The sequence below is a fragment of the Mycobacterium sp. Aquia_213 genome (genome assembly GCF_026625985.1).
GTDB lineage: Bacteria > Actinomycetota > Actinomycetes > Mycobacteriales > Mycobacteriaceae > Mycobacterium.
This window is the reverse complement of sequence record NZ_CP113116.1, coordinates 1313651-1333902: the sequence shown is the minus strand read 5'-3', so window position 1 is coordinate 1333902 and position 20252 is coordinate 1313651. Positions and strand designations below refer to the sequence as shown.

Annotated in this window: 15 protein-coding genes, 1 pseudogene and 1 riboswitch; of the genes and pseudogenes, 11 read left to right on the top strand and 5 right to left on the bottom strand. The window is 66.4% G+C overall.

Going from position 1 to position 20252, the window contains the following annotated elements; genetic code table 11:
* Positions 1-52: 52 nt before the first annotated feature.
* Positions 53-1705 carry a nitric oxide reductase activation protein NorD gene (locus LMQ14_RS06415; RefSeq protein WP_420714664.1) on the bottom strand — a complete coding sequence of 551 codons (1653 nt, stop codon included), beginning with the start codon at positions 1703-1705 and terminating at the stop codon, positions 53-55.
* Positions 1706-1837: 132 nt separating this feature from the next.
* Here LMQ14_RS06415 and LMQ14_RS06410 point away from each other — a divergent pair, with 132 nt between their 5' ends.
* The 8 genes from LMQ14_RS06410 to metE all read left to right on the top strand — a co-directional run bounded on the left by LMQ14_RS06410 (position 1838) and on the right by metE (position 11505).
* Positions 1838-2812 carry an SDR family NAD(P)-dependent oxidoreductase gene (locus LMQ14_RS06410; RefSeq protein WP_267733952.1) on the top strand — a complete coding sequence of 325 codons (975 nt, stop codon included), beginning with the start codon at positions 1838-1840 and terminating at the stop codon, positions 2810-2812.
* Positions 2813-2888: 76 nt separating this feature from the next.
* Positions 2889-4043 carry an acyl-CoA dehydrogenase family protein gene (locus LMQ14_RS06405; protein ID WP_267733951.1) on the top strand — a complete coding sequence of 385 codons (1155 nt, stop codon included), beginning with the start codon at positions 2889-2891 and terminating at the stop codon, positions 4041-4043.
* Positions 4040-5134, top strand: a complete 1095-nt coding sequence (locus tag LMQ14_RS06400) for an acyl-CoA dehydrogenase family protein (protein WP_267733950.1) — start codon at positions 4040-4042, stop codon at positions 5132-5134. Before LMQ14_RS06405 ends, LMQ14_RS06400 begins: the two co-directional genes overlap by 4 nt.
* Positions 5134-5781: a nitroreductase family protein gene (locus LMQ14_RS06395; protein WP_267733949.1), complete on the top strand. Its 648-nt coding sequence runs from the start codon at positions 5134-5136 to the stop codon at positions 5779-5781. Before LMQ14_RS06400 ends, LMQ14_RS06395 begins: the two co-directional genes overlap by 1 nt.
* A 154-nt stretch (positions 5782-5935) precedes the next feature.
* Entirely contained in the window at positions 5936-7246 is a 1311-nt protein-coding gene (locus tag LMQ14_RS06390; RefSeq protein WP_267733948.1) for a TetR/AcrR family transcriptional regulator, read from the top strand.
* Between the two features lie 102 nt (positions 7247-7348).
* Positions 7349-8191: an SDR family oxidoreductase gene (locus tag LMQ14_RS06385; protein WP_267733947.1), complete on the top strand. Its 843-nt coding sequence runs from the start codon at positions 7349-7351 to the stop codon at positions 8189-8191.
* 19 nt (positions 8192-8210) lie between these two features.
* Positions 8211-8852, top strand: a complete 642-nt coding sequence (locus LMQ14_RS06380) for an SDR family oxidoreductase (RefSeq protein ID WP_267733946.1) — start codon at positions 8211-8213, stop codon at positions 8850-8852.
* Positions 8853-8904: 52 nt separating this feature from the next.
* Positions 8905-9098, top strand: a riboswitch (cobalamin riboswitch).
* Positions 9099-9234: 136 nt separating this feature from the next.
* Positions 9235-11505 carry a 5-methyltetrahydropteroyltriglutamate--homocysteine S-methyltransferase gene (gene metE, locus LMQ14_RS06375; RefSeq protein WP_267733945.1) on the top strand — a complete coding sequence of 757 codons (2271 nt, stop codon included), beginning with the start codon at positions 9235-9237 and terminating at the stop codon, positions 11503-11505.
* A gap of 95 nt (positions 11506-11600) precedes the next feature.
* On the opposite strand, the pseudogene LMQ14_RS06370 reads toward metE, so the two are convergent.
* Positions 11601-13313: pseudogene (locus tag LMQ14_RS06370) on the bottom strand (DUF3556 domain-containing protein); the annotation flags it as partial.
* 121 nt (positions 13314-13434) lie between these two features.
* On the opposite strand from LMQ14_RS06370, the gene LMQ14_RS06365 reads away from it, so the two are divergent.
* Positions 13435-13656, top strand: coding sequence for a hypothetical protein (locus LMQ14_RS06365; RefSeq protein ID WP_267733944.1), 222 nt, complete (start codon positions 13435-13437; stop codon positions 13654-13656).
* Between the two features lie 5 nt (positions 13657-13661).
* Here the strand turns inward: LMQ14_RS06365 and LMQ14_RS06360 are convergent, their stop codons facing one another.
* Genes LMQ14_RS06360 through prpD form a run of 3 tightly spaced genes read right to left on the bottom strand, consistent with a single transcriptional unit; the run spans position 13662 to position 17199 of the window.
* On the bottom strand, positions 13662-14780 hold the full coding sequence (locus LMQ14_RS06360) for a bifunctional 2-methylcitrate synthase/citrate synthase (protein ID WP_267733943.1): 1119 nt from the start codon (positions 14778-14780) through the stop codon (positions 13662-13664).
* A complete protein-coding gene (gene prpB, locus LMQ14_RS06355; RefSeq protein WP_420714619.1) occupies positions 14777-15697 on the bottom strand; it encodes a methylisocitrate lyase in 921 nt (306 codons plus the stop codon). Before prpB ends, LMQ14_RS06360 begins: the two co-directional genes overlap by 4 nt.
* Positions 15694-17199, bottom strand: a complete 1506-nt coding sequence (gene prpD / locus LMQ14_RS06350) for a 2-methylcitrate dehydratase PrpD (RefSeq protein ID WP_267733942.1) — start codon at positions 17197-17199, stop codon at positions 15694-15696. Before prpD ends, prpB begins: the two co-directional genes overlap by 4 nt.
* Before the next feature lie 110 nt (positions 17200-17309).
* On the opposite strand from prpD, the gene LMQ14_RS06345 reads away from it, so the two are divergent.
* Both LMQ14_RS06345 and LMQ14_RS06340 read left to right on the top strand, forming a co-directional pair.
* Entirely contained in the window at positions 17310-18755 is a 1446-nt protein-coding gene (locus LMQ14_RS06345; RefSeq protein WP_267735378.1) for a short-chain fatty acyl-CoA regulator family protein, read from the top strand.
* A gap of 92 nt (positions 18756-18847) precedes the next feature.
* Positions 18848-20212 carry a flavin monoamine oxidase family protein gene (locus LMQ14_RS06340; RefSeq protein WP_267733941.1) on the top strand — a complete coding sequence of 455 codons (1365 nt, stop codon included), beginning with the start codon at positions 18848-18850 and terminating at the stop codon, positions 20210-20212.
* The last annotated feature ends 40 nt before the right edge of the window (positions 20213-20252 follow it).

The window sequence follows — 20252 nt, the reverse complement described above, 5'->3', positions numbered from 1 at the left end:
ATGCGTTCGCGAACTGCATTCGGGGACATGGAAACAGCGTCGATTCGGGTATTCAGGCGCTCACCCGCCGGCGAACCTCCGCCGCGCGCAACGCGGATCGGAACAGCGGTCCGATCACCCCGGCGAGCTGATCCGGGCGGCCGATCGTGGCATGTGCGGTGCTACCGAACACCCGGCGCAGCGACGCCACGTCGGTGCCCGCGCCGATGGTCAGGCACACACAGCCGGTCCCCCGCCGGCGGGCCTCGGTCAGCGCGCGGCGCGCGTCTGCGGCGCCGTAGGCCCGCTCGTAACCGTGGTCGTAGGCAAGGCCGTCGGACAGCACCACAAGCAGCCGCCGTGACGTGCCGCCGCGCGTCTCCAGCACCGACGAGCCGTGCCGGATGGCCGCGCCGAGGCGGGAGTAGGCACCGGGTTCCAGGCTGTTCAGCTGCCTGATGATCAGGGCGTCGAGATGGTCGTCGAACCGCTTGACGGGCACCATGGTCACCGCCGAGCGGCCCTGCGAGTAATAGGCGTAGAGCGAGACCCGGTCACCGAGGTCGTGCAATGCGACGGTCAGGTTGGCGACCGCCGCGCGCTGTTGTTCGTGCACGGTGCGCCCGACCGTTCCGGGCTCGGCCGCCGACCCCGACACGTCGAGAAGCAGCAACACCGACAGATCGCGCCGGCGCCGCAAGCTGTCCAGATATACCGACTCGTCGGGCACCGACCCGGCCCGCACCTCGACGCGGGCTTCGACGGCGGCGTCGATGTCGATGTCGTCCCCCTGCGGCTGGCGGTGCCGACGGTGCAGACCCATACCGAGTCGCGCTAGCGGCCGTCGCACCCCGATCGCGTCGTCGATCGCCGGCGTCGCCGTGGGTTTGACCTCAGGGGCGACCTCCCGCACGGTGCACCACGCCGACCGATAGCGCTTGCGGGCGAAGTCCCATTCCGGATACCGCACGCCGTCCGCCGCGGCTTCGGAGTCGTTGACGTCCTCGCTCGAGGTCGGGGCCAGCGACGATACGGCGTGCGCCCCGCGCCTCGCGGAGTTCGTGCGATGCGTCGGGGCATCCGCACCAGGAGGTCCGCCGCCGCTGCCTGTCTTACGCGCGGACGACAGCATCTTGTTCAGCCACTTGCCGATGAAGCCGCCACCACCGACCGGGCTGGTGAACGGGTCGGGGTCGTCGGAGTCGTCGACCTCGCCGTCGTCGAGCTCCTCGAGCTCCTGTGGGCCGCGGCTTCGCGGCACATGCGCGGGGGCTTGCTGTTCGTCCTGCTTGGTGACGCGGGCGCACGCGGCCATCACCTTGGCCGCTCGGATCACGCCGAACCCCGGTGCCGGGTCGTCAAGCGACGCCCGTCCGGCGGCCAGATCCAACGACGCGGCCGACGAGTCACTGCGACTCGCGATGTCGCGGTCGCCCAACGACGCCAAAACCGTTGGTAGCAAATGCGCATTGGCGACCAGTGCGCGGTGGCCTTCGACCGCCAGGTAGCGCTTGGCCAGCCGGGGGTGACGGACCAACGAACCCACCACATCGGGGTCCAGGCTGCCGGCCGCGATCATCGACGCCTGTACGGCTACGGCCTCGAGTTTCGCGCGAGCAGGGGCGGCGGCATCGACGCGAATCGTCTCGCCGTCCGTCCACGTGGGTTCGCCCGGCGGCAGCCCGGCGACCGCAACGGCCCGGCCCGCCAGCGCGGACGCCAGCATGCCCAGGGCCTGCCACCGCTCGGTACCGGCCTCGTCCCCCACGCCACCTCCGACTGTTGACCAAATATCTGTTCCACCGTAAAGTCCGGCCTCACGGCAGTCAATCAGCCGTCGGTTAGTCAGGAGCACATCATGATTGACTTCACCGGCCAGGTGGCTGTCGTCACCGGCGCCGGTCGGGGGCTCGGCCGGCTGTATGCACTGGACCTGGCCCGCCGCGGCGCCGCGGTGGTGGTCAACGACCTCGGCAGCTCAATGCGTGGCGACGGCGCCGATGCGACGGTCGCCGACGACGTGGTCGACGAGATCACCAAGGCGGGCGGCCGGGCGGTCGCGTCCTACGACTCGGTGGACAGCCCCGCGGGCGGTCAAGCGATTATCGATGCGGCCGTGGGTGCATTCGGGCGCGTCGACGCGGTCGTCAGCAATGCCGGAATCTTCGGCAGCGTGGCATTCGAGGACCTCTCGGTCGACGACTGGACTCGGATGCTCCGTGTGCATCTCGACGGCGCGTTCTATCTGTCCCAGCCCGCCTATCGCGTGATGAAGACGAACGGCGGCGGCAGGTTCGTGTTCATCTCGTCCTCGGCCGGCATCTTCGGACAGCCGATGGAGGCGCACTACGCCGCCGCGAAGGCCGGTCTCGTGGGATTGACGAACGTGATCGCGATCGAAGGCGAAGCGCACGGCATACTCGCGAATTCCGTTATGCCAACTGGCTTCTCGCGAATGGTCACCGAGACGGTCGGCGACGAGAAGTTCCTCGCCGAATCCGGCTTCATGCAGGCGATTCGGCCCGAACTCGTGGTGCCGCTGGTGACTTTCCTGGCCAGCCGCGCCTGCACGTTCACCCACCGCAACTATTCGGCCGCTGCCGGCCGCTACGCGCGGGTGTTCGTCGGGCTGAGCGAGGGCTGGCTGGCGGACACCGCGATCGAACCCACGGCCGAAGACATCGAGGCACACCTCGAGCAGATGTCGGCGACGCAGCGATTCCTGGTGCCCGGCTCGATCGTCGACGAGGTACTGGAAGTCTGCGAGCGACGCGGCGTCAGCGCGATGCCCGGCAACGCCGAGGTCGCATTCCCTGAGCCGCAATCGCAATAGACATTGTTGACCAAAAAAATGCTCCACCGTAAAGTCCGGCTAAGTCGCAGTTAGCCACGACCAGAGTCAAGGAAAAGTGGACTTCTCCTACCCGGCGGAATTGGAACAGTTCCGCGTCGAGCTGCGGGACTGGCTGTCCGCGAACCTGACCGACGAGCTGGTGGCCGCCCGCCGGCCCTCCGGCCGCGACGATGCTGCATTCGAGATGCTGCGCGGGTGGAGCGCAACGATGTCCGACGCGGGCTGGGCCGCGGTCTCCTGGCCCCGCGAATACGGCGGTCGCGGTGCGACGGTTCTCGAGCAGCTGATCTACACCGAGGAGACCACCCGCGCTCGGGCTCCGATGCCGCTCAACGTCATTGGGATGAACAACATCGCCCCCGCGATCATGCAGTACGGCACCGAAGACCAGAAGACGACGCTGCTGCGCCGGATGATGCGCGCCGACGACATCTGGTGCCAGGGCATGTCGGAGCCCGAAGCCGGGTCCGATCTCGCGTCACTGCGCACCCGCGCGGTACGCGACGGCGACGATTTCGTCGTCAACGGCCAGAAGATCTGGACCTCGCTCGGGCATCGGGCGCACTGGTGCCAGCTGTATGTGCGCACCGATCCCGACGCCCCGAAGCACAAGGGGATCTCCTGCCTGATCGTCAACATGAAGCTGCCCGGCATCGAGGTCCGGCCGCTGGTCACGCTCAACGGCGACACCGATTTCGCCGAGGTGTTCTTTCACGACGTGCGAGTACCGGCCGACGCGTTGCTCGGACCGCTCAACGGCGGCTGGCAGGTGGCCACCACCACGCTCAGCCACGAGCGGGCCGGGGCCGCACGGCTCTACGCCGAGATGCAGGTGCGGCTGGAAGAACTGGTGGACGACATCGCCGCGCAGACCGACGCGCTCGACGACCCGGTGACACTGCGGCGCCTCGGCGAAATCGCGGTCCGCATCAAATATCTCGAGGTGCTGTGCCAGCGGTCGATCTCGGCGACACTGCACGGCGGCTCGGAGATCACCGCATTCGGGTCGGCCAGCCTTGCCAAGACCGTGTGGGGCGAGATCGGACAGGAGATGGCCGCGCTGGCCTTCGACGTGCTGGGCACCCGCGGCAACGACGCCGCGTGGGCGAACTACCGGCTCACCTCACGTTCGCTGACCATCGCCGGCGGAACCACCCAGATCAACAAGAACATCACCGCGCAACGCGTACTCGGATTGCCCCGCAAATGAACCTCGAACTCACCGACGAACAGGTCGCGCTGCGCGACACCACACGTCGCTTTCTTGCTGACAAGGCACCGATTTCGGGCCACGTGCGTGAACTGCTCGACGATCCGACCGGCGTCGACGACGCGGTCTGGCGTGGCCTGGCCGACCTCGGTACCACCGGGCTGTTGGTGCCGGAGGAACATGGCGGCGCCGGGATGACGATGGTCGAGGCCGGCGTAGTGGCCGAAGAGCTCGGCGCGGCGCTGCACCCGGGACCGTGGTTGTCCACCGCGGTGGCCGCGCCGCGCACCCTGACGCGGCTCTGCGACGACGCCAGTGCCGCACCAATTTTGGCCGGGATTGCCGACGGGAGGACGATCGCCACCGTCAGCTTCCTGGACTTCGAGAATGTCGCGGTTGACGCAGCCGGTGACGGCATCGCGTTGCGGGGCGAGCTCGGCGACGTGCCCGACGCCGCGGCGGCCGACATCCTGCTGGTGCTCGCCGAAGAACCAAACGGCACCGCACTTTTCGCGGTGAACACCGACACTCCCGGTATCGCCGTGGCGCCAGAGCGCGCTATCGATCAGACGCGCAAGCGGTTTCGGGTCCGGCTAGACGGCACGCCCGCGCAGCGGCTGGCCACGGCCACTCCTGCCGACGTTGCGTCGGTGATCGACGACCTGCTGATCGCCACCGCCGCCGACGCGCTCGGCGCCGCGCGGGCCGTCATGGACCTGGCCGTCGAATACGCAAAAGTCAGAAAGCAATTCGGTCAGGTCATCGGATCGTTTCAGGCGGTCCAGCATCTATGCGTCGATATGTACGAGACGGTCGAACTCGCCCGCAGCGGCGTGATCCACGCGCTTTGGGCCTCAGACGCCGCTGCGCCCGACCAACGGCATCTTGCCGCGCTGCGGGCGAAGGCGTTCGCCGGGCGACTGGCCACCGTGGGCGACACGGCGATCCAGGTGTTCGGCGGGATCGGCTACACCTGGGAGCACGATGCGCATCTTTACCTCAAGCGCCTGCTGAGCTGGAGTGCACTTCTCGGCGGGCCCGACCGGTATCTCACTGAACTCGGTGCGCGCCTTGCGAAGAGGGGTGACTGATGGATATCGAATACCTGCTGACCGCCACCCGTTCCGCGCGCAAGACCCTCGACCTGGACGCGCCGGTGGATCTCGAGGACATTCGCGAATGTCTGCGCGTCGGCCTGCAGGCCGCCAACGGCTCGAACTCTCAGGCCTGGCGCTGGCTGATGGTCGCCGATCCGAAGAAGCGGGAGAAGATCGCCGAGTGGTACCGCGACGCGTACCTGAAGCGGGTCGGCGGTCAGCTGCTCGCCGACCTGCTGCCGGCCGGCACGCCGGAGAGCCGGCTGATGTCGTCGACGGAGTGGCTGGTCGAGAACCTGGCGAAGGTACCGCTGCTGGTAATCCCAAGCTACGAGCCCTACTTGCCGCGCATCGACGGCGACGAGTCGTTCCACCTGGCGACGCTGTACGGGTCGATCTTCCCCGCGGTGTGGAACTTTCAGCTGGCCTTGCACACCCGCGGCTACGGCACCTGCGTGACGACCCTGCACCTACACCACGAAGAGGAGGTGCGCGAGCTGCTCGGGATCCCGCCGACCTTCGTCCAGGGTGCCCTGCTGCCGGTGGGCCGGTTGCGGTCCGGGCACACCTTCTCCCCCGCCCCCCGACGCCCGCTCGACGAGGTGGTCGCGGTGGACAGTTGGGACGGTCCCGGGCTGTAGGGCCTTAGAATGGGCTGTCACCGCTGTTAGCAGCGCATTTGAGCCGGTTTCCGATCGGGCAATCTGATAACCTTTAACAAAGATTTGGTTCGGCAGGAGGACGAATGCGTAGCGTGTCCCGGTCGCAGTCCTCTCGATATGCGCACCGTTAGCCATGGCCAAAGCCGAAACCTTGGCTAAGGGCAAGCGGGCGACGGCCGATCGTCTGGATCAGGCCGGCAACGACGACTCCGGGACACGCCGCACCGAGATCCTGCAGACCGCCGCGTCTTTGATCGCATCCTCGGGATTGCGAACCTCGTTGCAGGAGATCGCCGACGCGGCGGGGATTCTGCCCGGAAGCCTGTATCACCACTTCGAATCCAAAGAAGCGATCCTGATCGAGCTGATCCGCCGCTATCAGGACGATCTGCACCGCATCGGGGAAACCGCCCAGGCGAGACTCGACGACGCCGATTCGCGACCGGCCGCCGAGAAAATCGTCGCGCTGGGATCGGCGGTCGCCAACTGCGCGGTGCACCACCGGGCAGCGCTGCAGATGTCGTTCTACGAGGGACCCAGCGCGGACCCCGAATTGATGAACCTGACCCGGCAGCAGTCTCTCGCGGTGCAAGAGGCGATGGTGCAAACGCTGCGCGCCGGCAGGTGGAGCGGCTACGTCAAGCCCGACATCGATCTCCCCACGCTGGCCGACCGCATCTGTCAGACCATGCTGCAGGTCGGGCTCGACGTGATGCGCCACAACTCTGCGCCCGACCAGGTCGCCGAGCTGCTGTGCCGAATCATCTTGCAGGGGTTGGCGGCCCGCCCACCCACCGATGCGGCATTGGATCGGTCCAACGCCTTTGCGGCCGCCAGCGCGGTCATCGAATCGTGGGCCGACGACAGCGACGCCGATCCCAGCGACAAGGCTGCCCACGTCCGTGCGGTGGCACGAACCGAATTCGGCCGCAAGGGTTATGAGGCCACCACGATCCGCGACATCGCGTCGGCCGCGGGTCTTGGCACCGGCACCGTCTATCGGGTGATCGGCTCCAAGGACGAACTTCTCGACTCGATCATGATTTCGTTCGGGCAGAAGGTTGAGGCCGGGTGGGTCAGCGTGCTGCGCTCGGATTCCACCCCCATCGAGAAGCTGGATGCGCTGAGCTGGATCAACGTCAATGCGCTGGACCGCTTCTCCGACGAATTCCGGATTCAGCTGGCGTGGATGCGGCAATCGCCGCCGACTGCCAATCCGGGCTGGTCGTATCCCACGCGCCTGCGGCAGATGAAATCGCTGCTCTCCGAAGGCATCCGCGCCGGCGAGATCCGCATCGAGGCTCCCTCCACCGCGATGCTGGCGCGCTGCGTCATCGGCCTGCAGTGGATACCGGAGAACATTCTGCGCGAGATCGGCAAGCGCGCGGCGTTGGTGCACACCCGCGACACCGTCTTGCGCGGTGCCGCCGTCCGCGGCAAGTAAGACCACCTAATTTAATCCGGACCCGGTATTGAACCAAATAACTGTTACCCATACAGTTGAGCAGTTAGAACCGCGTTGGCATTATCCGAGAAGGGGATTTCCATGACCATTGTCGATCGGTTGCGCTACGACGGCAAGCGCGCTCTCGTTGTCGGTGGCGCGACTGGCATGGGCGCCGCGGCGGCCAAGTCAGCGGCCGAGCTTGGTGCCGAAGTCATCGTGATGGATTACGCGCCGGTGAGCTTTGACGTAGCCAAGTACATCCAGGTCGACCTGCGCGACCCCGCGTCGATCGACGCCGCGATCGAGCAGCTGGACGGTCCCGTCCACGCCCTCTTCTCGGCGGCCGGTGTTGCCGACGGCGCGACCGACCTGCTGAAGATCAACTTCATCGGGCACCGCCACCTCATCGACCGGTTACTGGAAAAGAACCAGCTGCCGTCCGGCTCGGCGATTTGCTTCATCTCCTCGGTCGCCGGCATGGGCTGGGAGAACGACCTGGAACTGCTGACCGACTTTTTGGCCACACCGGACTACGCGGCGGCCGTGGCCTGGTCGCAGGCGCGCGAGTCGGAAGGCATCATCCACTACGGCACCAGCAAGAAGATCGTCAACGCCTACGTGGCGACCCAGGGCCTGCCGCTGCTGAAGAAGGGCATTCGCATCAACGCGATTTGCCCGGGCCCGACCGACACCCCGCTGGCCCAGGCCAATGCCGACCTGTGGCTCACCTTTGCCCAGGACTACCGCGAGGAGACCGGCTCCAAGGTGCACACGCCCGAGCAGATGGGCGACGTGATGGCGTTCCTCAACAGTGCCGCGGCCTTCGGCGTCAACGGGATCACGGTGCTGGTGGATTACGGCCACACGATGGCGTCGCTGACCAACGCTTACCCCCCGGGCAAGCCGATCATCGACATCATCATGGGGCGCGTCAAGCTCTAACGGCGCTACCGTCGGAGGCATGGCACGCATCATCGTGTTCGGCGGGCACGGCAAGGTCGCACTACAGCTGGCCCGCATCCTCACCGAACGTGGCGACGGGGTGAGCGCGGTGTTCCGCAATCCCGACCACTCCGACGATGTCGCCGCCACCGGCGCCAAGCCGGTGATCGCCGATATCGAGCAGTTGGACACGGACGCGCTGGCCGATCTGCTGCCCGGGCACGACGCGGTCGTCTTCTCGGCCGGCGCGGGCGGGGGCGACCCGGCGCGCACGTATGCCGTCGACCGTGACGCGGCGATCCGGGTGATCGATGCCGCCGCGCAGGCGGGCGTCAAGCGGTTCGTGATGGTGTCCTACTTCGGTGCCGGGCCTAATCATGGCGTGCCGCAAGATGATCCGTTCTTCGCGTACGCGGAGGCCAAGGCCGCCGCGGACACCCACCTGCGGGACAGCGAACTGGACTGGACGGTGCTGGGTCCCGGCAGGCTCACACTGGAACCGGCGACCGGCCGCATCGTCGTCGGGCAGGGCAAAGGTTCGGTGTCGCGCGCCGATGTCGCTCTCGTCGTGGCCGCCGCGCTGGCCGACGATTCGACGATCCGGCGGACCATCGAATTCAACAACGGAGACATCCCGATCGCGGAGGCGCTGGCAGGCTGACTAAACTGCATCTCGCAGCTGGTCTGCTTGCGCCGCCACCCGCGGCGCCGGCATTGAGCGAAGCAACGTTAGTAACGCTTCGTAAGAGGGAACCCGGTGAGAATCCGGGACTGTCCCGCAACGGTATGCAGGAACGAACGCCGTCATATGGCACTGGTCAGAACGACTGGGAAGCGACGGCCACTAGGAGCACCACCCGGTGCGCGCCTGCGAGTCCGGAGACCTGCCAGTTGTGTCGGACGCGCCGCGTCCGGCGGCTCATCGCCTCGTGGAATGGGCGTTAGGCTGCAGCCGTTGTGGTTGGTACTTAGGTGCAAACCGCATTTGGATTGGCTGCAGGTCCGTTGGCGGTGACCACCACGCCGATTTAAGGACGAATATCGTGACCCCCCAAGCATTCACCGCAACTGTCGTCGGCTCTCCGCGCATTGGCCCGAAACGCGAACTCAAGCGCGCGACCGAGGGCTACTGGAAAGGCCGCACCAGCCGAGCGGAACTCGAAGACATCGCCGCCACACTGCGCCGCGACACGTGGCAAAGCTTGGCCGACGCCGGCCTGGACTCGGTGCCGATCAACACTTTTTCCTACTACGACCAGGTGCTCGACACCGCGGTCATGCTCGGCGCGTTGCCGGCCCGGGCCGCGCAGGTTCCCGACGACCTGGACCGCTACTTCGCCGCGGCACGTGGCAACAAAGATGTCGCGCCGCTGGAAATGACGAAGTGGTTCGACACCAATTACCACTACATCGTTCCCGAGATCGAGCCGGCGACTAAGTTCACGCTGAACCCGGACAAGGTGCTCTCCGAGCTGAAAGAGGCTCTCGAGCAAGGCATTCCGGCGCGCCCGGTCGTCATCGGGCCGATCACCTTCCTGTTGCTGAGCAAGGCCGTCAACGGCGGCGGCGCGCCGATCGAGCGCCTGCAGGAGCTGGTCGGAATCTACTCCGAGTTGCTGTCGCTGCTGGCCGACAACGGCGCGCAGTGGGTACAGATCGACGAGCCGGCGCTGGTCACCGACATCTCCGCCGACGCCCCCGCACTGGCCGAGGCGGTCTACAACGCCCTGGGCAAGGTGAGCAACCGGCCGGCGATCTACGTCGCCACCTACTTCGGTGACCCCGGCGACTCGTTGGGGGCGCTGGCCCGCACACCCGTCGAAGCCATCGGCGTCGACCTGGTTTACGGCGCCGACACCGCGGTGGCGGCGGTGCCCGAGCTCGCCAACAAGATCCTGGTGGCCGGTGTCGTCGACGGACGCAACATCTGGCGCACCGATCTCGAGGCGGCGCTGGCCAAGCTGGCGACGCTGCTCGGCCCGGCCGGAAGCGTCGCGGTTTCGACATCCTGCTCGACCCTGCACGTGCCGTATTCGCTGGAGCCGGAGACCGGCCTGGACGACGCGCTGCGCAGCTGGCTGGCGTTCGGGCAGGAGAAGGTCGCCGAGGTCGTCGCGCTGTCCCGGGCGCTGCACGAGGGCCGCGACGCGGTCGCCCAGGAGATCGCGGCCTCCAACGCCGCCGTGGCGTCCCGCAAGAAGGATCCGCGGCTGCACAACGACCGGCTTCGCGAGCGCCTCGACTCGGTCGTAGCGACCGGTGTGCACCGCGGCGACGCGGCACAGCGGCGCACCAGCCAGGACGAGCGGCTGCACCTGCCGCCGCTGCCGACCACGACGATCGGCTCGTTCCCGCAGACCGTCGAGATCCGTAAGGCCCGCGCCGCGCTGGTCGCCGGTGAGATCGACGGGGCCGAGTACGACCGTCGGATGAGGCAGGAGATCGCCGACGTGATCAAGCTGCAGGAGGAGCTCGGCCTGGACGTGCTGGTGCACGGTGAGCCGGAGCGCAACGACATGGTGCAGTACTTCGCCGAGCAGCTGGACGGCTTCTTCGCCACCAAGAACGGCTGGGTGCAGTCCTACGGCAGCCGTTGCGTGCGGCCGCCGGTCCTCTACGGCGACGTGATCCGCCAGCAGCCGATGACGGTGGAGTGGGCCAAATACGCGCAGTCCCTGACCGACAAGCCGGTCAAGGGCATGCTGACCGGTCCGGTGACGATCCTGGCGTGGTCGTTCGTCCGCGATGACCAGCCGTTGGCCGACACCGCCAACCAGGTGGCGCTGGCCATCCGCGACGAGACGGTGGATCTGCAGGCCGCCGGCATCGCGGTCATCCAGGTCGACGAGCCCGCGCTGCGCGAGCTGCTGCCGCTGCGCCGGGCCGATCAGGATGACTACTTGCGTTGGGCTGTCGGGTCTTTCCGGCTGGCCACCTCCGGCGTTGCCGACTCGACGCAGATCCACACCCACCTGTGCTATTCGGAATTCGGTGAGGTGATCGGCGCGATCTCCGACCTGGATGCCGACGTCACGTCCATCGAGGCGGCACGCTCGCACATGGAGGTGCTGGACGACCTGAACGCGGTCGGCTTCGCCAATAGCGTGGGCCCGGGCGTCTACGACATCCACTCGCCGCGGGTGCCCACCACGGGCGAGATGGCCGAGTCGCTACGGGCCGCGCTGCGGGCCGTTCCGGCGGAGCGGCTGTGGGTCAACCCCGATTGCGGGCTCAAGACGCGCAACACCGATGAGGTGAACGCGTCGCTGCAGAATATGGTCGCCGCCGCGCAGGAAGTCCGCGCAGGGGTCTAGGGGCCGCGCTCCGGCTCGACGCTCGGCGGCGCCTCTTCTGACTCGGCTTCGGGCTCGGGCTCGGCCTCGGCCTTCGGCTCTTCGTCACGCTCGGACAGCACCTGGACCGGCACATCGTCGGCCCAGGGCTGCCGGGTGACCATGTCAGCCACTTTGACGATGCCGCGTTCGAATTCACCGGTCGCGGCGTCCACCAGCCGGTAGGTCTGGGTCTGCTTATGGATCGGCTGGGCGTCCAGTAGTACGACTCGCACCTCACCGGGCAGGAAGCCGCAGCGCTGCTGCATCGCGGCGATCAGCTGCTCGTTGTGCATGTGGCCGTCGCCGAAATTCCATCCGATCGCGGTGCTGCAGATCCGCTCCCCGTCGGTGATGACGTAGTCGTCTTCGTTCTGGCCGGCCATCGCCCGGTGCGCCAGCGTGAACAATGCCCTGCCGTGAGTGTTCATGGCGCGGAACGCATATCCGAGATACATCGGGATCTGTGCGCGCTCCTTGCCGTACATCTTCTCCAGCTGGGCCGCCGGCATGCTGGCGATCGAGACCAGGTTGTGGTTGATCTTCTTGTCCGCTGACGGCTTGATGCACCACAGGGTGGTGTCCCAGTTCCCGGCGTAATAGCGCATGCCGGGCAGGAACGAGATCTTGCGCGGAAACAGGTTGCCCGCGATCACGATTCCGGCGATGAACGCGATGAATATCGCCACTGGCACAGGGTTTTTCAGATCGGTCAGGCCGGTATGGGCGTGGCCGACGAACAGCGCGAACACGCCGAAGATCATGAACACGTTCCACTCCAGCGGCACCCCCATCGGGATGGCCGAAAGGATGCCGAAGTGGAAGATCACCATGATGGCCGCGGGCACCGCGGTCCACCAGCCGCCATGCGCGACGAATAGCGCGATGGGCACACACATTTCGACGAAGGTACTCACGTGGGCGAAGACCCGCGACAACCGTCCCGGCCGTAGATCGTCGGGAAACTTCTCGAAGAACGCCCGCTTGATGAACCGGGGCCGAAAGACCGGATTGTTGGACATCATCGTCGACATCACGAACGGAAAGTGCTTGTTCAGCTTGGATGTCGCGGCGCCTATCCAGATCACCAGGAACACGAGCTTGGCGGCGATGATCATGTCGGCCCCGCCGAACAGGAAGGTCACCGTCAGCGTCGCGTAGACCTCACCGCGGGCGGCCAGGAAGATCACCTTGTCGCGCAATCCCAGCACGCCGAGCAACACCAGGATCAGCACGATTCGCCACGGGCGAATCAGCCCCACCTGGGTGCCCAGCTCCGGCACCGGGCCGGTGCCGTCGGCGAACAGGGTCAGGAAGATCACCAGCAGAAGCAGCGCGTACAGCGCGTTGTCCACCAGCGTGCGGGCCGTGCCCTTGGTCCCCGGGACGCGCTTCGGCCACGGGGGCAGCCGGATGGTGTCGGGCCGCAGCCAATACAGGATCGAACCCAGCGGCGGGTTGAACCGGTTGTTCAGCGGCCCGAACCCGCAGCCCAGCCCGATCACCTCGAAAAGCATCGTGTAGAGCACGACCTTCTCGAACACGATCGGCTCGGCGTACCACGACTTCACGTCCAGGAACGCCAAGCCGCGGGTGGTCGCCACCGCAAAGACCCAGGCGAACAGGATGTAGAGCAGTATCTTGCCGACGTAGAACAGATGCAGAACGACCGGCGTTCCGAAGCCGACCTCTGCCCAGTGCCGGGCCATCGGCCGGATCTTTTCGCTGCGGGACAGCTTGCTCCACTCGTCGATGTCGACCTGCGGCAGTTCGGGTTGGAGAAATCCCATGGTTCCACACACTAGAACCCGTTCTAGCGAAGCGCGTTGCGGATCGCGGATGACATCCTTTGCCCGCAGGTTCTGCGCAGGTTAGCGTGATGTCTTGGCACCTGCTTAGGAGATGCCCATCATGAGCAGACTTCGGTTCCTGATCTCGGCCACGGCGCTGGCGATCTCGACAGCCGTCGCCTTCGGCGCCGGCACCGCGTACGGCCAGGCGCCCGCACCGGGTGACTCCTGCACGGTATTGCACGCCACCACCCAGGACGCCAACGGCCGGACGATGTGGTGCAACCCGACCATGACCGGCAACCACAGCCTGGTCTGGCAGTACGGCGGCCCCGGCGAATAGGCGGCTTATCTGAGCGTCAAAGCCCGCTGCGCGCGCCCCGAGTAAGCACTCAACGGGCGAATCAGGGAGTTCGACGCGGCCTGCTCCATGATGTGAGCCGTCCACCCGGTGATCCTGCTCATCACGAAGATCGGCGTGAAGCAAGCGATGTCGAATCCCATCAGGTGGTAGGCCGGGCCGGTCGGGAAATCGAGATTGGGCATGATTGCGGTGGCGTCGAACATCTCGGCTTCCAGGATGTTGTACATGTCCAGCCAGCGCTGCCCGTCCCGTGTCGCGGCGACTCGTCCCAACGCCTGCTTCATCGTCGGCACCCGGGAGTCACCGTTCTTATAGACCCGATGTCCGAAGCCCATGATCTTCTCTTTGCGGGCGAGCCTGCCGCGCAACCATTCTCGCGCGTTGCGTGGGTCGCCGATTTCGATCATGTCGTGCATGACCGCCTCATTGGCGCCGCCGTGCAGCGCGCCCTTGAGCGCACCGATGGCACCGGTGACCGCGCTGTAGATGTCCGACTGCGTCGACGTCACCACCCGCGCGGCGAACGTGGAGGCGTTGAAGCCGTGTTCGGCGTACAGGATCATCGACTGCTCGAAAGCCTTTACGACGGCGGGTTCGGGCACCTCGCCGAAGCACATCTGCAGAAAGTTCTCGGTGTACCCCAGCCCGCTATGCGGCGGGATCGGGGCCAACCCGCGGCGTCGCCGCATGTCCACCGCGACGATGGTCGGCAACACCGCGAGCATGCGCAGCGACTTGGCCCGGTTCGCCGAGTCGTCGTCCTCCTCAGGGTCTTCGGCACCCAAAAAGCTGATTGCGGTGCGTACCACGTCCATCGGATGGCAGTTGTCGGGGAGCTTGGTCAACAGCGACAGCATCGACCGGTCGACCCGGCGACTGGCGCGCTCACGCTGGCTGAACAGCGCCAGCTCCGCGTCGGTAGGCAGCTCACCGCGCCAGAGCAGGAACGCGACCTGCTCGAAACTGCAGTGCGCGGCCAGATCCTGAACCGGATATCCGCGGTAGGTCAGCGAATTGGTCTCCGGCACCACCTTCGAGATGGCGGTGGTATCCACCAGCACACCGGCGAGGCCCTTCTTGATGTCAGCGGTCGGCGCGGTCATGGCTGCTTCCCTTCAAGCGTGAAATTGTAAGTGTTGGTGTCGAATTCGTTGTAATCCTCATAGCGAAGCAGCGAATAGAGCCGGCCGCGGTGTTGCATCCGATCCAGAAGATCGAATTGCGTTCCCGACGACTCGATTTCGCGCAGGCCCGCTTCGACCGCGAACATCGCCAGCCGCAGTGTGGTGACCGGGTAGATGACGACGTTGTAGCCGATGTCGGCCAGTTGACGCCCACTCAGCAGCGGCGACTTGCCGAATTCGGTCATGTTGGCCAGCAACGGGACGTCGACGGCGGCGCGGAACGCTTCGAACTGCGCCGCTTCGGTCAACGCTTCGGTGAAGATCATGTCGGCGCCGGCGTCGGCGTAGGCACGAGCGCGGTCGATCGCGACGGGCAGACCCTCGATTCCCGCCGCATCCGTGCGTGCGCAGATGACGAAGTTGGGGTCGCGCCGCGCGGATATCGCTGCGCGCAAACGCTTTACCATGTCGGCGGCCGGGACGACGCCCTTCCCGTCCAGATGGCCGCAACGCTTCGGGCTGACCTGATCCTCGAGATGGCATCCGGCCAGTCCGGCGTTCTCCAGGACCGTCACCGTGCGGGCGGCGTTCAGCGGAGCGCCGAATCCGGTGTCCGCGTCTATCAGGGTGGGCAGGTTCGTCGCAGCGGCGACCTGTGCCCCCCGGCCAGCCACCTCGGTCAGCGTCGTCAAGCCGATATCCGGCAATCCGAGATCGGCCGCCAGTGCGGCACCGGACACATAAACCCCCTCGAAGCCCGCCTCGGCGACCGCCTTGGCCACCAGCGGCGAGAATGCGCCCGGAAGTCGTTGCAAATGGCGGGAATCCAGCCCCGCGCGCAATGCCACGCGCTTGTCGGCGACGCTGGACGAGGTGCCGATCACCGGTCCGGTCACCGGAATATCCCCGACGGAATCACCGGCGCCTTATCCAGCACTCGCGGGTCGACCAGCAGATTCAGCGCCCCCAGGGCGCCGCCTTTCAGATCGGCAAGTGAGTCGACCGCGGGCAGGAACCGTTGCTGCTCAGTGGGTTCCGCGACGTCTTCGGCGAGCTCGGTGAACTTGCGCACGTACTGCTCGCGGGCGAACGGCCGGGCGCCCAGCGGATGGGCATCGGCCACCGCTAATTCGTCGGAGATCACCTCCCCGTTCTTCAGCGTCACCTCGGCGCGTGTCCCAAACGCCTTCTCTTCCGGGTCGTTCGAGTGGTAGCGACGGGTCCATTCCGGATCCTCGATGGTGGAGATCTTGTGCCACAGTTCGACGGTGTCGGGGCGGTGCGCTCGTTCGGGAGCGTACGAGCGTTCGTGGTGCCAGCTGCCATCCTGCAGCGCGACCGCGAAGATATAGGGCAGCGAGTGATCCAGCGTCTCGCGCGAGGCGTCCGGGTCGAACTTCTGAGGATCACCGGAGCCGGTGCCAATCACGACGTGGGTGTGATGGCTGGTGTGCAGCACGATCGTCGCGATCTGCTCGAGGTCGCCGATGCGCTCGCGCAGCCGCCGCGCCAGGTCGATCGGCGCCTGACTCTGGTACTCCGCGGAGTGCTCCTTGGTGTAGCTGTCCAGAATGGCGCGCTTGGGCTCACCCGGCTCGGGAAGCGGGACCCGGTAAGTGCGCTCGGTTCCGCCGAGCAGCCAGGCGATGACGCCGTCCTCGCCCTCCCAGATCGGCGCCGGGGCGCCTTCCCCGCGCATCGCGCGGTCGACCGCCTCGATGGCGATCTTTGCGGCGAACGCGGGCGCGAACGCTTTCCAGCTGGAGATCAGGCCCTTGCGGGATTGGCGGGTGGCCGTGGTCAGGTGCAGCGCTTGCCCGACCGCCTGATAGATGGTTTCGGCGTCCAGCCGCAGCATCGTCCCGATGCCCGCGGCCACCGACGGGCCCAAATGCGCGACGTGGTCGATCTTGTGCTCGTGCAGGCAGATTCCCTTGACGAGATTGATCTGGATCTCGTACGCGGTGGCCAGGCCGCGGATCAGGTCGGCGCCACGCACATCAAGCTGCTGCGCGACGGCAACGAGCGGTGGGATGTTGTCGCCCGGGTGGGAGTACTCCGCTGCCAAAAACGTGTCGTGGAAATCAAGCTCGCGCACCGCGACGCCGTTGGCCCAGGCCGCCCACTCCGTCGAATAACTGCCCGGCACACCGAAGACCCGCGCCCCCCGCTTCACCGGATGCGCCAGCGCCTGCTCCCGCGCCACCGTGACGGGTCGGCGGATCACCGCGGCGGCGCTGACGGCGGCGTTGTCGACGATCCGGTTGCGCACCATCTCCGCGGTCTCCGGATCGACGGCGACCGGATCCGTGGCCACTGCCGCGATCTTGGCGGCCAGCTGCTCGCTGCGGGGAAAGTCGTCAGCGCTGCGCCGCGCCCGAACCTCATGCGTCAACATAATCCGCACAATATGCAAGCCCAGCCGAGTTGGAAAGGCCCTGTAAATGTGTATTTTTGTGGCCTCGGACGAGGCATTTTGCAAACTTTGCGAACACCGCAGGGAGTAATATCTCAGCGGTGGCTCGATCCTTCTCCAAGACGTTCTCCGGCGCCCGGCTGCGGCGGCTGCGGCAAGAACGCGGGCTCACCCAGGCGGCGCTGGCCCACGCCCTGGAGCTGTCCACCAGCTACGTCAACCAGCTGGAAAACGACCAGCGCCCCATCACCGTGGCCGTGCTCATCGCGCTGACCGAGCGCTTCGATCTGCCGCCGCAGTACTTCTCGTCGGACTCCGACGCGCGGCTGGTCGCCGACCTGTCGGATCTATTCACCGAGACCGGAGCCGAACACGGGATCAGCCGCACTCAAGTCGAAGAATTCGTTGCCCGCATGCCCGAGATCGGCCGCAGCCTGGTCACCGTGCACCGCCGGCTGCGCGACGCCACCGAGGAGCTGGAAGGATATCGATCCCGCGCGACCGCCGAGACCACGCTGCCGCCCGAGCGCCCGATGCCGTTCGAGGAGGTGCGCGATTTCTTCTACGACCGCAACAACTACATCGGCGAACTCGACGTCGCCGCGGAGCAGCTGTTTGCCGAAAGCGGAATGCGCCCAGGTGGATTGGACATCCAACTGACCGAGCTGATGCGAGACCGGCTCGGCATCACCGTAGTGATCGACGACGACCTACCCGAAACGAGCAAGCGCCGCTACGACGCCGACACCAAGGTGCTCAAGGTCGCCCGCTGGCTGATGCCCGGTCAACGCGCTTTCCAAATCGCCACGCAACTCGCCCTGCTCAGCCAGTCCGACCTGATCTCGGCGATCGTGGCCACCGACCACCAGCTCAGCGCCGAATCCCGCGGCGTCGCACGCATCGGCCTGGCCAACTACTTCGCCGGAGCGTTCCTCCTCCCCTACGGCGAATTCCACCAGGCCGCAGAGGAATTGCGCTACGACATCGACCTGCTGGGTCGCCGGTTCGAGGTGGGCTTCGAGACGGTCTGCCATCGGCTTTCCACCCTGCAACGTCCGAAGCAACGCGGGGTGCAATTCATCTTCGTACGTACCGACAAGGCCGGGAACATCTCAAAGCGCCAGTCGGCCACCGCATTTCATTTCAGCCGGATGGGCGGCAGCTGCCCGCTGTGGGTGGTGCACGACGCGTTCGCCCAACCGGGGCGAATCGTCCGGCAGGTGGCGCAGATGCCCGACGGGCGATCGTACTTCTGGGTCGCCAAGACCACCGCACCCGAAGGCCGTGGCTATCTGGGGCAGCACAAGAGCTTTGCGATCGGGTTGGGCTGCGATCTGGCCTACGCAGACAAACTCGTCTATTCGACCGGCGTCGTCCTCGACGACCCGACCAACGCCGTTCCCATCGGGGCGGGCTGCAAGATCTGCAACCGGACCGCCTGCACCCAGCGAGCATTTCCGTATCTCGGCGGCCGGGTGGTGGTCGACGAAAACGCCGGCAGCAGCTTGCCCTATTCGTCGACCGGCCGGCCGGCTTGACCAGTACGTGAATTCCGCGCGAACGGTCTGCTGTCGTCGCGGGATCGGTGTAGTTTGCTGCTGAGCAACCAACTGCAACCGAGGAGCCCGTCGTGGCGGATGTCGATTATTGCGTGGTCGGAGCGGGTTTCGCGGGTTTGACGGCGGCCTTGCGGTTGAAGCAGGCGGGTCACTCGGTGGCCTTGCTGGAAGCGCGTGACCGGGTAGGCGGTCGCACCTTCACCGAGACCCACCCGGACGGAACCTGGGTCGATCGCGGCGGCGCGTGGATCGGGCCGGGCCAGGACCGCATCTACGCGTTGATGAGCGAATTCGGTGTGCCGGAATACAAGCAGAACAACGACGGCGACGCGATCATGATCGTCGACGGCAAACAGCACCGCTATGGCGGCACCATCCCGTGGACGATGAGCCCGTGGGCGGTCGCCAACCTCGGCTACGGCTTGGCCGTGGCCGAGGAGATGTGCAAAGAGATTCCGCGCGAAGCGCCGTGGGAGGCGAAGAAGGCCCAGGAATGGGATCGCATCACAATCGGCGAGTGGATCCACAAGAACACGAAGTCCAGGCAGGCCCAGGAGATGCTGGACATGGCATTGGGCGGCACTTACACCTCGGCAGGGTCGGAGACGTCGTTGCTGTGGATGCTGCTGCAGATGGGGTCCGGCGGCGGGCCGGGTTTTGTCATCAGTGGCAAGGGCGGCGCGCAGGATGCCCGCCCGGTCGGCGGGATGGGCGCCATCTACCGGCCGATCGTCGCCGAACTCGGTGACGCGCTGCATCTTTCGCAACCGGTGCGGCAGATCGCCCAGGATGCCGACGGCGTGACGATCACCGCGGCCGATCTGACGCTGCGGGCGCGCCGGGTCATCGTGGCGATCCCACTGGCGATCGCCACCTCGATCCTCTACGAGCCCGCGCTGCCGCTGGATCGCGCATTCCTGCACCAACGCATGCCCAGCGGCGCGGTGATCAAGACGTCGATCTTCTACGACGAGCCCTTCTGGCGCGCCGACGGATTGTCCGGCCAGTCGACCTCGCCGGGATCCCCGGCGACGCTGACCATCGACGCCTGCACCGACACCGCGGACCCGGGCATCATGTGCATCATCACGGAGGGGCCCGCGGCCCGACGGCTGACCGCACTAAGCGAGGCCGAGCAGAAAGAGATTCTGATCGGCGAACTCGTCGATCGGTTCGGCGACAAGGCCAACGCACACCGCGAGTTCCACCTGCAGAACTGGAGCATCGAGCGCTACTCCGGTGGCGGGATGATCAGCCACGCCCCCACCGGAGTGCTGACCGAATTCGGTTACACCCTGCGGAAGCCCTGCGGTCGCGTCCATTGGGCCGGGACCGAGAGCTCGGCCGTCATGTGCGGCTGGATTGACGGAGCGATTCGGTCCGGGGAGCGCGCCGCGTCCGAAGTGACGGCCGCCGAAACCGCCGCGGTCGCCTAGGCGGAACAACGCATCCTGGCCATCCCGGACGTGCACGCCC